General features: G+C 60.8%; 6 protein-coding genes. 2 read left to right on the top strand and 4 right to left on the bottom strand.

From position 1 onward, the window contains the following. Positions 1-5: 5 nt before the first annotated feature. From NMQ09_RS17735 to NMQ09_RS17720, 4 genes are read right to left on the bottom strand one after another with little or no spacing between them, the layout of a single operon-like run. Positions 6-3,827 (bottom strand): hypothetical protein, encoded by a 3,822-nt coding sequence (locus NMQ09_RS17735; protein ID WP_255191909.1) that lies wholly within the window; start codon positions 3,825-3,827, stop codon positions 6-8. After that, positions 3,824-4,423, bottom strand: coding sequence for a BREX protein BrxB domain-containing protein (locus tag NMQ09_RS17730; RefSeq protein WP_255191908.1), 600 nt, complete (start codon positions 4,421-4,423; stop codon positions 3,824-3,826). The genes NMQ09_RS17735 and NMQ09_RS17730 overlap by 4 nt, the downstream gene beginning before the upstream one ends. After that, positions 4,420-8,205 (bottom strand): hypothetical protein, encoded by a 3,786-nt coding sequence (locus tag NMQ09_RS17725; RefSeq protein WP_255191907.1) that lies wholly within the window; start codon positions 8,203-8,205, stop codon positions 4,420-4,422. The genes NMQ09_RS17730 and NMQ09_RS17725 overlap by 4 nt, the downstream gene beginning before the upstream one ends. Beyond that, the gene (locus NMQ09_RS17720; RefSeq protein ID WP_255191906.1) at positions 8,205-8,975 is read right to left on the bottom strand and encodes a BrxA family protein; all 771 of its coding nucleotides are present in this window, start codon (positions 8,973-8,975) and stop codon (positions 8,205-8,207) included. Before NMQ09_RS17720 ends, NMQ09_RS17725 begins: the two co-directional genes overlap by 1 nt. A gap of 238 nt (positions 8,976-9,213) precedes the next feature. Here NMQ09_RS17720 and NMQ09_RS17715 point away from each other — a divergent pair, with 238 nt between their 5' ends. Together NMQ09_RS17715 and NMQ09_RS17710 are read left to right on the top strand one after the other, a co-directional pair. Further along, entirely contained in the window at positions 9,214-12,843 is a 3,630-nt protein-coding gene (locus NMQ09_RS17715; protein ID WP_255191905.1) for an SRA domain-containing endonuclease, read from the top strand. Next, positions 12,836-14,185 carry a hypothetical protein gene (locus NMQ09_RS17710; RefSeq protein ID WP_255191904.1) on the top strand — a complete coding sequence of 450 codons (1,350 nt, stop codon included), beginning with the start codon at positions 12,836-12,838 and terminating at the stop codon, positions 14,183-14,185. Before NMQ09_RS17715 ends, NMQ09_RS17710 begins: the two co-directional genes overlap by 8 nt. Positions 14,186-14,688: the final 503 nt, after the last annotated feature.

The raw sequence follows: 14,688 nt of genomic DNA, 5'->3' as shown, positions 1-14,688 counted from the left end.
GAATGTCAGTCCCGGTTAGATGTCTCGATCAGAACCACGCTACCGTCTTCAAGATTGTCCAATTGCTCCTCGAGGGCGCCCAGTCGATCGAGGACCGTCTCCGCCGCAGAGAGCAGTTCCGCCGCGCGATCTTCGGTGAGCTCCTCGGACTTGAGTGCCTGGCTCACCTCCCGGGTGAGATCGGCGTTCGGAAGCTTCCCCTCGAGGTCACGCCCGACGGTCGTCAGGCGATCCAGCGTGCTCCCACCGCCGAGGATGGGGTCCTTCGCTTCCTCGAGCAACCCCTCGACGCGCCGTCGCGTCGGCGGTCGGGAGGCGGCGAGCGTCCCCTCGACGGACTCCCGCGTGAGCGATTCCGGATACTCCGCCGCGAGTGTCTCCGCGGCGGCCTCGAGTCTCGCCCACGGGCTTTCACCGTCGACGTCGTCGAACAGCTCCCGGACGCGCTCGAAGGTCTTCGCCTGTCCGACCGCATCCGACGTGACCAGGTCTGCCTCCGCGACCGCGTCGCCCTCGAACGCCGACGCACAGAGCGCCTCGAGCGCCCCGAGATCGACGCCCTCGAACGTCGCAGTTGCGTCCTCGAAGAGGCCACGAACCACCGACTCGTTCGCACACAGCCACTCGCCGAGTTCCTCGAGCACGCCCCCGACCGTCGACGCCGACGGCGACGCGCCGGTGAGCCGCCGGTACTGCGCCGAGACGGCGTCGACGCGGTGGGCCCGGGCGTCCTCGAGCCGCGACTCCACCGTCGTCACGGTCGGGACAGTCCCCGCCGACGCAGTCGCATGCATCCGCTCGGTGATCGTCGCGTCGGGATACCGCGACGCCATCGTCGAGCGCATCTCCTCGAATCGCGCCCACAGCGATTCCGACCCGCCCTCGAACAGCTCGCGGGCGGCGGCGAACGTCTCGGCCTCCTCGATGAGCGTCTCGAGGCGCCGGTCGCCGCCCAGGTCCGACGTGGTGAGGCCCTCGCCCTCGAACGCCGGCTCGAGCGTCGCAGAAAGCGTCTCGAGAGACGCGTCGAACTCCTTGCGGGCCTCCTTCAGCGTCCGTTTGATCGACGCGCGGTTCTCGTCGACCCACGCCTCGAGGTCGGCGAGCCACTCGTCGACTCCTTCGCCGGCGGGCTCGCGCTCGAGGAGCGTCTCGATGAACGTCCGGACCTGCTTTCGGTCGACGATCTCGACGTCGAAGCGCACCTGCAGCGACGTCAGCCCGCCTTTCGTCCGAACCGCTCGACCGATCGCCGCGGGGTCGGTCACGTACTCGACGTCACGCTTGAGCCCGACGTTCTCGTTCGACGTTGCGAGGGTGATGAGCAACGCCGCGATGGACTCCTGGGGCGTCCCGCGATAGGCCCCCTTGGCGGTCTCCGTCCGTCGAAGTAGCGTCTCGACGTCGATCGGCTGCGGTTCGTGCTCCTCGACGAATGACCGACACCACCCGTCGTCTGTGAGTTCGGCTGTCTCCGTGTCGACGCCGAGCAACTCGGCGTCGGTTGCCGACAGCGGCCACTCGCCACTCCCGCGGAAGAACGCGGCCATCGCCTTCGCGTCTTCGACCTCGACGAGCGACCGCGAGAGCACCTTCCGCGAGGAGCCGAAGACCGACCGAACCTCGTCCGCGATCACCCGCTCTAGGATCTCCGGCCGTGACCCTTCGCGACCCGCGACGGTGTAGACGTCCGCTCCCTCGAGGACCCCGCTCACCGAGGCCTCGAGGCGGCGCTCGTCGGTCCGGAGTTCGCGCTCGAGTTCGTCGTACGATTCCACCTCCTCGTCGAGCGCCTGGCGCATTCCCATGACGTTGCGGATCCGGTCGAGCATCGCCCCCGGAACCTCGATGGCGATCAGGACGTGCTCGCCGCCGGTTCGTCCCTCGTTGACCGATTGCCAGGTCTCGACTCCCTCGGTGAGGACGTCTTCCTCGTCGGCCAGCACGCGCACGCAGACCGCGTCGTACTCGCTCGTGGGCGCTCGGTTGACGGGATCGAGGACGGAGTACTCGTATCGCAGCGGGACGAGGCGTTCGTCGCCGACGTCGATCTCGTGGCGGGTCCCGTCGCTGCGGAAGAAGTCGTCAGTCTCCCGGAAGCGCGTCTCGAGCCACGCCGACAGCTGGTGGGGCGAGATCTCCTCGGCTTTCGTCTGGGCGCGACTGAGGACACTCTCCTGGTCTTCGGAGACGAGCGTATACTCCTCGTCGCCGTGATCGTTGGTCTCGGTGAGCACCTTCCGCTTGTCGACGAGCGTCTCGAGTGCGTCCTGGGTCTCCGCGATGACCTCCTCGACCGACGCCTCGACGTCGTCGACCAGCAGCCGGCCGAGGTTCTCGGGCGTCGCCGGAACTGCGGGCGCCTGGTTCAGCAGGTAGAGCGCCTTCGAGACGCGCACTTCCCGGGCCTCCTCGTCGCCGAACGTCGGTACCAGCGTGTTGTCGATCATCTCCTGGACCCACAGCGGGACGTACGTCGTCTCCTCGACGAGCAAGTCGAACAGCTGGTCCCACGTGACGAGCGCGCCGGCCTCGGTCCGTGCCCAGTCGAACTTGGTGAACAGCGACCGGACGAGGACGAGCAACGCCCGTCCCTGGATGTACTCGTGGTCGGTCTGTCGACCCTGGGTGATCAGCTCCTGCATCACCCGCCGGAGCAACGTCAGGTCGTACTCGCGGAACGGGTAGGACTCGACGGGGTCGGGGTCTGCACTCGTCACCTCCTCGTACGTCTCGAGCGAGAGGTCGGACACTGAGGAAAGCAGCGACTCCGTAAACTCCGATCCCTCGGTACGCTTCTGCAGCCAGCGTTTCCTGACGATGATCTCCGTGTCGGTCCCCTCGAGGAGCACCTGCCTGGTCGTCCAGTGATCCGCGTCCGATTCGCCGATGAGGTTCTTCCTGGTCTCGGGGAGGGAGTACTGACCGGTCGTGACGACTACCGGGTTTGGGCCGTGCTGGAGGGCCTCCATGGTCTCTTCGAACTCCCGATACCGGTGGCGACTGTCGCCGACGAACAGCGCGACCTCGTCCAGCCCCAGCAGGAGTTCGGTTCGCGTCCCGTCCTCGTTCAACGCCGCCGTCGCCGTCTCGACGCGCTCCACTAAGTCGTCGGGACCGAACGACTCGGGGTCGACTTCCGCTTCGGCCGCCTCAATGGACGCTTTGACCCCCGCTGCCGTCTCGAGATCGGTCCCGGTCGTTTCCGCCAGTGCGGGCAGTGCCTCGTAGAGCCACGTCCGGAGGTACGCCCGCTCCTCGAGGACGTCCGCAAAGGTCCGCCCGTCGTGTTCGAACTCGGTGAGCGCGTCCCAGACTCCGTCGTATTCCGAATCGACCGTCCAGGCCCACTCGAGCAGCCAGTTCGGGTCCGTGGGATAGCCGAGTTCGCGGGCGATCGCCTCGTAGAGCAGGAACGGCAGCGGCGGTTCCTTCGACGCGTCACGATCGAGCAGGTTGAGGAACACTGGCTTGAGCCGATCGACGTGGGAGTCCTCGACCGCATGGCGCAGCGAATCGAATCCCGGCCACTTCGTGGCGAGTCGCTCCCCGAGGGGAGCAAGTTCCGACTCGCCATCGACAACGAGCCCGATGAGTTTCAGGAGGTGTGTTTTCCCCGAGCCGAACGTCGCGTGGAAGTAGAGAAATCGCGGCTCCTCGTCGGGATAGGTCCGAACGACGTCACCGAGTTCGGTGAGCGCACGTTTCGCGCTCTCGGTCTCATGGAACTCCCGGACGTCGGTTTCGGCCCGGTCGCGAGCGTTTACCTTCTGTACCTCCTCGAGCTGTCGCGTCGGATCGCTGTGAAAGAGTGCGCCGATCATCATGGGAGATGCACCTCCTGAATCTTGCCGTCGATCTGGTGGGCCGGATAGTAGTGGCGCGAGTCGCCACCGAAGAAGTTCAACTTCCCGCCGACGACCTCACCTGGGAACGGAATGCCGATCGTCGACTTGACGTTACGCCGATCGAGTTCGTCGAGCAGTTCGGACGCCCGCGTGAACGGGTACAGACTCCCGAGGTTGAGGAGCAATACGACGTGGTTGGGCGACTCAAGGGCCTCCCTGTCGATCACGTCGCTGACCATCACCTGGACGAGTTCATCGGCGAGTCGATCCTGCATCGTCCCTTCGATACTCGCTGGTTCCGTCTCGTCGCCGAGATCCAGCAGGAGCTTGAACACGTCCGTTCGTGGGAACAGTTCGTCGAGCCAAATGGGTTGGACGGTCACGTCGTCCGGGATCGACGGCGGTTCCTCTCCCTCCCCCCGTGCCCACCGTTCCAGCCGCGCGACCACCTCGTGTTCGAGGGCGGGATCGACGGCGGCGATGACGAACGGGTTTCGGATTCCGTGCTGGCCGTCGGCGAACGTACACAGCTTCTCTTTGAACGCTCGGTACGGCGAGTCGCTGTCTTCGGTCATCGGACGATCACCCCTTCGTCGATCTCGACGAGATCGAGGTCCTGCGTTTCGACCAGCCGCTGGAGCCGCCGATCGAGTGCTTGCCGATCGTCCGGCACGAGGCCGACGTGGTCGACGTCCGCGAACGTCCGATCGCCAACGATCGCAGACAGCCGGTCGAACCGTGCCTCGAGGTCGTCGATGTCGATAACGACGTGCGCCGCGAGCGGTTCCAGCTCGGACACGCTATCGGCGGCGTCGACGAGGGCATCGGGATCACCCGCCGAGAGCGCCCCGATCGCTCGATCGAGTGTCTCGTACCAGCCACCCAGTGCTCGTAACGGTGCAATGAGTTCCCGTTCGAACGTCCTGTGAACGCCCGCCGGTAATTCGGTCGAGGGGATGACCCAGGGATGCTCGTCGACGTCACTGACGAGTGAGCGGAGCCCTTGATCGTCGACGAACGTCTCCCAGCATGCCTCGAGGTCGGCCGTGAGGTCTGGGACGAGTTCCGAGGAGAACGTACTCCAGCCGTCAGTCGTCCACCAGGGGCCGTCAAAGGCTGCAACCGCGTCACGACGGTCGTCGAGTGACGACAGCGTCTCACTGGATACCCAGTCGAACCGTTCTGCACCGACAGTGAGGACGGCATCGAGCTGATAGATCGACGACCGCCGGCGCTCCCAGACGTCCACGACTTCCTCGAACCACTGTTCCGTCTCGTCCGTTCGTTCGATCGCGTCGACCAGCTGGTCGTCCTGTGCGTTAATGGCCGACAGCCGCACTTCCGTACCATCGATTCGGTCGGCCAGTTCGTCGGCGAACGACGAGAGAAGCGCCGTGACGGCGTCGGCGTGGACGTCCGCGTCTGCCATCAACTGCACGTCTTCCCGGAGGCCGGTGAGCTTCGACCGGAGACGGCGGTTCGCCTCTCGGATGTTGATCAGCCCCTCCTGTACCGTCTCTGTCGTCTGTTTGAACTCGTACTCCTCGAGTGTCTTCCCGATGTTTGGAACGGTGAGGAGTTTCAGCCGCGTTGTGGACGCTCGATCCGGATCGAGGATAGCGTCGTTCTCTACGGCGTTCCCGTCCTCGTCGACCGGCAAGAACCGGCCGGCGCGACAGAAGCCCCAGAGAATCGCCCGGAGGGCAGGCCGCGTCTCGTCGTAGAACGGCTTTTCTTCGACGATGCCGTCGAGGACGGTGTTCAAGTGGAGGCCATCCTCTCGGTCTTTCAACTGTCGCCCCGCGAGCACCAGCACGTTGTTCTGGATGGTCTTCTTCCCTCGGTCACCCATCCCGTTCGACGAGGGGACCTGAATCGTCCGCGCCCACTCCGGAAGCGGGTCCTCGGCGGACAGTTCGCGTAACTCCAGCAACCGGTCGTCGTCGACCTGGAGCATCACCGGGTGGAAGTCGTCGGGATAGGCGGCGTCGATCGCGATCCGGACTGCCTTCGACAGCCCACGGATCTCCGTCCGGGCTTCCACCGCGAACGAGCCTTTCTGCATCGCACTGACGATCTTACGACGGACTGCCGTCGCCCGCTCCTCGAGATCGTGTTCGACGGCCGGTGGGGCATCACGCATCGCGATGGCGTCACGCAGCGCCCACCACTCGATGAGGCGTTTTCGCAGTTCCTCGAGGCCGTCAGTGTCGATCGACCAGAACAGCGTCTCCTCTTCGGTAACTCCCGTCGTCGCTCCCGGCCGGAGGCCCTGGACGACGACGTCGATCTCCAGCCCACTTTCCCGCTCGAGTGCCGTCTCGAAGCCCATTTCGTCGACGCTGAAAGAGTACGTGACCGGATACTCGTCACCGGAATCCCCGTACGGTGCGGATTCGGGCAACGAGAGGTCCTGAACGATGCGGTCCCAGAGGTGTTCGTCGAGCGTCTGCAGGATGCGATCCCAGTCGGGATTCGTCTCGTGTTCTTCCGCATCCTCGTAGATTTGGCGCTCCTCTATGGTCGCGAACCGGTACCGGGCTTTTCCTTCCTCCCGAACCGGTCGGACGTACTTTTTGAGGCGATCGAGCGACTCTTCCACGCGGTTGGTCGTACTGATCCAGGAACGTCCGTTGAGATCGGACATCACCGCGACCGCAATGTTCCCCTCGTTGAGTGGGACGATGTCGTGGACGTGTCGTAACAGCAGGATCGCCTTCGCAACCTCGAGGTCGAATTCGGTGAGCGGACTCTCTTCGTCACCGACTTCGTCTGCGATTCCCGGGATTTTCTCCGCTCCCGTTCCTGTCCCTTCGATGACCTGCATCTCCGTCTCGAGAATATCTCGAAGTTCGGGTTTGATCAGTTTGTAGAAGTCGATCAGTGAGATGATCTCGTCTTCTTCGGCCTCTCGCTCCCACCTCTCGAGGAGACCATGCATGAGCGCGAGAATCGCCCGTGCGGTCCCCGAGAAGATCGACTTCGCGGGATCAGGTGCGTCCCGGCGGAGATTGAACAGAATTTCGAGGAACAACGGCGGATGATAGGGGAGAAACGGGTAGAACTCGACGAGTTCCTCGTGGTCGATGGCGTCGAGTGGCGGTTTCGTGTTCTGTTTGATTTCGTTGAACACGAGCGACTCGGCCGGCTTGACGTCAGCGTCCTCGAGAAGTTTGCGTACGTCACGCTCGCCGTCTTCGGTCTTCTGTAAGAGCCGGCGCTTGGCAATGTCACCGACGTGTTTGCTCGGAAGCTGGTACCGATGCGGGAACCGGTCTTTGACGATGCTGAAATCGGCGCCGTGTGCCGCGAACTTCGGCTGGACATCCTCGATCTTCGCCTGGGCGGTCGCGACCAGCTGAACGTCGCCGTCGGCGATCTCGTCTACGTTCTCCGCGAGCGTCTGCAGTTCGGTGAGGCGCTCGAAGTCCGTCCCGATGAAGAGACTCACTTCGTCGAGCAACAGGACGAGTTTCACCGGTTTTCCGAGATCGGCCTCGCGAGCGGCGCGGAGCTCCTCGAGTCGGCGGACGACCGCTTCGGGATCGATGTCTGACGGCTGTAGGTCGCTGTAGCCGTCTTCAGTCCCGGTCACGTCCTCGAACAGCTCCGGAAGGACGACGCCGCCCAACGCCTCGTACTGCTGGATGTCGGTCCAAAGCGTCTCTGTCTGCCAACCGTACGCTGTCGAACCCTCCGTGATGTCCTCGAGCGTAGTTTCCGCACGTTCGTGGCGTTCGGGCCACTTCTCGGTCGTCCGATACCAGTCTTCGAAGTACGCGACGTCGATCTGCGAGGAGAGGCCGCTCGAGAGGTCGTCTTCGACGCCGGTGAGCTCCGAATTCTGGTGGGCGTGTTTGAGAACAATCTCGCTGAAACTGCGCTGTTTCTGCCCCTGGTATTTCAGGAGATTGATCGAGACGGGGATAACGTGGTACGTTTCGTGGACCGCCCCCCACTTCTCGCGCAGGGTTTCGAAGTCGTAGTCGTCTTCGTCGACGACGGCAGCGTCGGGAACGAGCGCGTCCCAGACAGTCTCGTATTCACCCTCCAGCCAAACTGAGTCCATCAACGCATCGAGGACGGCCAGCAAGTGGCTCTTCCCACTACCATAGTAGCCGTAGAGCCAGTAGTTCGACCCCGTCCGCATGTCGTCTGCCTCGCCGAGAAGGCGATCGATGAAATCCTCGAGAAATCGGCGCGAGTCACTCGTCAGGTGGTACGACTCGACGACCTCCGTGCGATGATCGTGTTCGTCACGCTCGAGGTCCTTGCGGTCGATCCGAACCGATTCTTCGAAGTGAGTGTCGAGTGTGGGGAACCACGCCGAATCCACCGTCGTTTCGGTCCGTCGCATCACGCGACACCTCCGTTATCGACCCACGCGTACGGGCCATCGTTCGGCGAGAGACGGAGTTCGCCGTGGAGTTCGACGAACTCCCACGTCTCCGTCGCAGCTACCCGATCGAAGAGTTCGAGCCAGCGATCTTCGGGCTGAAAGAGATAGAGCAATCCGATCGGCGTATCGAACCACCGCTCCTCGTCGCTGTCGGCGGAGTACGAGTACCCCATCGCAACGAGCAAGGGCACGTCGCTAACGGAGGGGGGCTTCCCAGCGACTGCCTGCTGATTTTCGATGACGCCGATTTCACGCATGACCGATCGAAACCCCTCACACCAGCGCGTCATCGTCGACTCGGCGTACTCGAACGGAGACCCGTCCGCGTACTCAAGGTCCTCGAGGATGCCACCGAGCGTCTCGTTCGAAAAATCGAGCGCGCCGTCACGACCGCTGGCAACGCGATTCGCATATGCATGGACCACATATTGGACAAGCGGATCGTCCGTAACGAGGTAGAGAAAGAGAACCTGTGCCTTATCGCGCTTCGTCGTACACTCATCTAGGATGAGAGGCAGATCGCTTGCGTTTGGAAGACTCGAGGGAGCGTTCTTCAATCGCGACGACAGCACTCGATAGAGTTTCTGCGCGCTGTTTCTCGTGCTCCGACTCGAGAGCCGCTCGTCGAACCACGCTTGTTTGACGTCGTTCCAGTTCCCCTTCTCCCGATAAAGCTGAGCGAGCTCTTCCGCCCGCTCGACGAGGAGACCACACATCGTCAGATCCATGGTGATCTCCTCTGGGTGGTGTCGCTTTTGCAGAGAGGGCAAAACTGCCTCCCGTCCACCAGAGGGTTGAGTCATATACCTGTTGAGATAGAGGGCAGACTTATAGCCTTTCATTACATACGAGATCATTGATATAGCCGGATCGACAGCATGTATCCGCGAATAACATCCTCACGTTACACCATTTCGGGCTTCTTGATAGGATTTATAAGAAGTACCTGTGTCCTGTTACGAAACAATGACAAACGAGCGCCGGATGTCTACCGTTCGGTTCTACGGTGACATCGAGGATCGGTTGGGGGTTTTTACCGATTTACTCTCCTACCTTGCACAGCAGAACGACGCAGGGATTCCACAAGAGGAAGTCATCGACTGGATCATCTCCAACACGAATGCGACAGCACCGGGTGCAGTCGGAGACCGCCTGAACTTCCTCGAAGAACTCGGCCTCATTGAAAGACAGAACGACGTATACACCTGCACACAGATCAGCCGCTGGTATCTCAGGGATCGAGACCCAATCGTCCTCTACAATGCCCTCCGAACATCCGTCAAAGGCTTCGATACAATCCTCCGTGCGGTAGCCCTCGAGCCCAGAACTGACGAGGACCTCATGGAGGTGCTCGTGAACACCTTCGAGGAGTGCCAGATGGAGACGCCGGGGGTCGCAACACGACACCGCGAGTGGCTACAAATTCTCGGCTACGTCGAACGAAGGAACGACCGAACCCACCTCACCCCCGACGGAAAAGAACTCGCCGACCAACTCGAAGGTGTTTCCGCCGTAGACCTAGAACCGAACACGATCTACAACCGCCGTGAGCTCCACACAGAATACGGCGGCAGCATCCAGGGTGGAATCGCCCCGTCCAGAGATGAACCAGTCGTCTTCCTGTTCAGCGGTGGCACTGGCGAAGACCACGGCTACCAAGACGCGATCCGTCCGGACGGGACAGTGATCTACACTGGTGAAGGACAGGTCGGCGACATGGAGATGAAACGTGGAAACGGCACGATCAGAAACCACCTCGAGGAAGGCCGCGAGCTCCACTTCTTCACGATGGAAGATGAGGGCGTCCGGTACATTGGCCAGTATCTGTACGCCGGCCATTTCTTCGAGGAACTCCCGGACTCCGAAGGAAACCTCCGAGAGGGGATTCGATTCAAACTCTCCCCGGTCGACATCGGCTCCACACCCATCTCCACGCCAAAACTCGACACTGGTTCCAACTCGACGAACACCGACCTCAGCCAGTTCACTGATCCGACTGTCTACCAGGTCCCCGTGAAGACCGGCGATGGGCCGATTCGAACGAACTTCGATCGCACGATACTCGAGGGCGTCCCACGGGAGCAGCTGGAAGGGATCTACGATCCTCCGATCGAACACGACACCCTTCGGGTATGGGGGAACCAGGAGGACGAAGCCGCCGACGAAGGCGACTACCTGTTGTTCGCCGATCGCAACGGACGGAGAGACGGCGAGTACACCATCGTCGCGCGTGTAAATCACGCAACGGTGTTGGACCGCGACAGAGCATCCAAATTCACCGACGCAGTCGGCTGGGGCGAGGTCACCGATGAAATCTTCCCTCACATCCTCTTCCTCGAGCCACTCTACGAAGCGGAACTCAACCAGGAGGAGTTCTGGGCCACGTTAGGCTTCAAGGGCTGGCCGAACGACACCTACAGTGCCATCAACTTCGATCGGACCGACTCGAGCTTCTACGACGAATACGACTCCGTCGAGGAGTTCATCAACCAGATCACGGGCCGGCAACTCTACCCCGACAATAGCGACACCATCCCCGAGTACGATTCCCTCGAGCACGCACTCGAGGACGTCCGCTCGAGGCTAACCCACGCAGAAGACGAGCAGCCGTGGTTGAAAAACCGCATCGGCAGGACCGTCATCGAAGACTGGTCTGACGCCCTCACGGGATTCCTACCGTCGGATGAAGTTTCCCCCGACACCGCCGCGAAACTCGATCAGATCCGCCGTGTGTACGAACGCCTCGAGTCGGAGTTAGAGGCGAAAGCCGATGACCTCGGGATCGGAACGCTCGATGCGTTCACACCCGCTCAGACGCTGTTCCTCTGTGGAGTTCGTCTCATCCAAGACGAGTTAGACCTATCAGGACCGCTCAGCCAACCCCGATTGAACAGTGTCCTGACCGACAGCTACACGACACCCGACGAACGACCAGAATCATCACCGAACGTGGATCACCCACTGGCGACTCAGATCGAGACCACGGAGCCAACGGTCCACAAGTTCACCGCGCCGCCGGATTACTGGCTCACGACAGTTGAGTTCGCATCGGCTGCGTTCGAGCCGGACCACGAAAATCGATGGAATACCCTCGAGAAAGGTGACATCGCGTTTCTGCACTCTCGAGCCGAACCATCGAATACCGAACTCACGAATCAGCCCAGTGGAGTCATTGGAGTAGGGATTATCGGCGAGACCTTCGAGAAATCTGACCCGTGGTGGTTGGACGAACATCACGGTAGAAAGGAGTACTCGATGATCATGAGTTTCGAGCGGTTATTCCTCACAAGCGATATCGCTCAGATTGACACCACACGTGGAACCTCGGAGAAAGAGACTGCAGAACTCGAGCAGGAACTCGACGCACTGACGGCAAACTGCTTGCCGATCGAAGAGGCAAATCAGATCTGTGTGGCCGCTTCCGGAACGGGATTCCCCGTCCAGTCGAGTTCCGGAACGTTCCGCACGGATGATGGTAACATAGATTACGACCGTCCAACGGCACTCCTCGACGCCATGGCCGACGACCTGACCGAGGTCTCACCGATCAACCCACACAAGCCACTCCAGAGTACGCTTCCGACGGACATCCTCGAGGGCCTCCACTTCGAAGACGATCTCGGAGAGAAGATCCTCGAGCAGATCTCGACGGCACTCCGATCTGGAAAACACATCCTCCTCACGGGCCCGCCAGGAACAGGGAAAACCGAAATCGCAGAACGCGTCTGTGAGCACCTCACGGAATCACATCCATATCTCTACTCGGGATTCGAGATGACCACGGCCACTGCCGACTGGTCGACGTTCGACACCGTCGGCGGATACATGCCGAGTGAGTCCACAGAGGACGACAACCTCTCGTTCAAACCCGGAATCGTTCTCAACCGCCTCAAGAACACCCAAACAGGCACGCAGGCGAACGATCTGCTCGTTATCGACGAACTCAATCGTGCGGACATCGACAAAGCGTTCGGCCAGCTCTTCACGCTCCTCTCGGGCCAGTCCGTCCAGCTTCCCTATACCGTCGACGGGAACGAAGTCGAACTGACCACCTACGAGGACGTCGACGGAACGCCAGCCAGCAACCAGTACGTCGTGCCCAACTCCTGGCGGATCTTTGCGACGATGAACGCCTACGACAAGACATCACTCTACGAGATGAGTTACGCGTTCATGCGTCGATTCGCATTCGTGCGCGTTCCAGCGCCGACGCTCCCGGAGGCAACGGAATCCGACGATTCTGTCGAGGATGTCATCTTTGACTACGCGGACGCCTGGGAGCTCGATATTACGCGTCGAGAAGCCGGCGCAGTCGGTCGCGTCTGGCGAACGGCGAATACCGCAGTCGATGAACGGGCGATCGGGCCAGCGATCATCGAAGACGTCCTCCGATACGTCAGCCACCATCCCGACGAGGACCTCAAATACCACCTCACCCAAGCGGTCATCAGCTACATATTCCCGCAGTTAGAGGGGGTTCCAAAACGCAAGACGATCGTCAGGGAACTCGCCGCCGTTCCGGATATCGACACCGTACTCCTCGAGGGCGCAGCCCGAGAGATGCTCCAGGTTCCCCTCTCCACTCAGAATGAATAGGGACGAACTCCTCGAGCACCTCACAGAGGATATCCTCGCCTACGCGATGAGAGGCTCGTTCCCGGAGCGAGAACTTGCCCGCTCGATCAAACCCGAGCAACTAGACGAGCGCTTCGAGGAGTACGAACTCCTGCTCGACCTCCATTTCATCCTCCAGGACGACGTCGTCGAGTTCATCCGAACGCTGCCGGAGCATCTGCGAAGCATCCGAACCGAAACCCGGACGACCTCCCGTACGAGACGCGGGACCGTCGACGGACGGATCAACTGGGGAGAGACGATCAAGAAGCGCCACTCACAGTACCCACAGGACAACTCAATTTTCGTCTGCGACAACCGCTCGGTGAACTACGATATCCCCGAGAACCTCGTTCTCAAGCGACTCATCTCCGTTATCCATCGGACGACTCGAGAGGCCGAAGAGTACCTTCGAGCGGACTACGACTGGGTGAGCGAGACCTGGAAGGGAAGCGAGAACCTGATCGACGAACTGCAACGGATCGTCGAGCGGAACGTCCACGTCCGACGGATTCGCGATCCCGATACGTACGAGCCGACCGAGCGGATGCTGACCACGGCTGCCGATTCACGCCACGAAGTGTATCGAGATGCGGCCTCGCTACTCAGATCACGTCAGCGATTGTTTCGAGGGGAGCCCGAGGAGATCCGGCGATTGCTCGAGCAAACCGCCATCGCACCGGACGACACCGACTCGCTGTTCGAGCTATTCGTCCTGTTCCGCTTCGTGGCCACACTCGAGGACCTCCGAGAGAGTCAGCCGCAGTTCAAGACGATCGCGACCGACCGCCAGGAAGTCGCCCGCTTCGACGGTGACAAAGAGATCGTCCTCTATCACGACAACTCCGCTCGAGATCGTGACCTCTCCTTCGTCGCCGTCCCAGACGAAGACAAGGACAACCCTTCCCGAACCGATCAGGTGCAACTCATTGCTCAAGAGGTCGCCGGCAACTACTTCAAAAAAGACTACCGGAACCACACCGGTCGTCCCGACGTCATCGTCCTCGAGATCATCTCGGAGGATGAGAACGAGCACGAGTACCTGATCGTCGAGGTGAAGAACAGCACCAACGAGGACACGATTCGACGGGGTGTTAAGGAGACACTCGAGTACCTCGCGTTCCTTCGTGTTAACAAGGAGTACGTCTTCGGCCACGAGGACGGAGACTACTTCGGCTCTGGGTGGAACGGGCTTCTGGTGGTTCAGGATCTTGAGGAGGAGACCGCGTCACTCGAGGAGCAATCCGATCGGGAAATCGCGATCCTCCAAACTTCTGAATTGGAACGAGAGTTGAGAACAATTCTCGAAGAAGCTGTAGAATGAAAATTTCCGATATAGATACAGACCAACTGAAAATCAGGGAACATACGATCTCACTACGACAGTGTGACTGGTGTGAGAACATATGACAATTCACCATAGCCGTCACTCACATCTGCCGTGAAACTTGTAAAACGATAGATATTCGAAACAGTTATTAAATATCTTTGATGTTATTGTGCTGTGGCAACGCTACGCAATAAGACAACGGAGGCAGGCATTATTGTGCGCTGGAAGCCACACCCAGACCACAACCGCCCAAGCACATACCAAGTGACGGACCGCGCGGTTACATTCCTTAAAGAACTCGGATTCCGAGTGCCATCAGCGGGGGATGAAACCGAAATCTCGTGGGACATATGCCGTCCGCTTCGAGTGCTTGGTGATCTGCACTTCAAGTCAGAAACGCCTGGCGAAGTGGAAACCGGAAACCTCGCGGATGTTGACGAGAACTTCGGCCATAGCTTGACGGACGCACAACAAGAGCGGCTTCGAAGCTATAGTAA

The sequence above is a fragment of the Natronobeatus ordinarius genome, assembly GCF_024362485.1.
GTDB lineage: Archaea > Halobacteriota > Halobacteria > Halobacteriales > Natrialbaceae > Natronobeatus > Natronobeatus ordinarius.
Note: the sequence above shows the minus strand (reverse complement) of the source record. Positions and strands in the feature narration are given on the sequence as shown.

Coding starts and splice junctions, on each gene's coding strand:
- NMQ09_RS17725 (WP_255191907.1), bottom strand. CDS start 8,205: ATGCGACGGACCGAAACGACGGTGGATTCGGCGTGGTTCCCCACACTC.
- NMQ09_RS17735 (WP_255191909.1), bottom strand. CDS start 3,827: ATGATGATCGGCGCACTCTTTCACAGCGATCCGACGCGACAGCTCGAG.
- NMQ09_RS17710 (WP_255191904.1), top strand. CDS start 12,836: ATGAATAGGGACGAACTCCTCGAGCACCTCACAGAGGATATCCTCGCC.
- NMQ09_RS17720 (WP_255191906.1), bottom strand. CDS start 8,975: ATGGATCTGACGATGTGTGGTCTCCTCGTCGAGCGGGCGGAAGAGCTC.
- NMQ09_RS17730 (WP_255191908.1), bottom strand. CDS start 4,423: ATGACCGAAGACAGCGACTCGCCGTACCGAGCGTTCAAAGAGAAGCTG.
- NMQ09_RS17715 (WP_255191905.1), top strand. CDS start 9,214: ATGACAAACGAGCGCCGGATGTCTACCGTTCGGTTCTACGGTGACATC.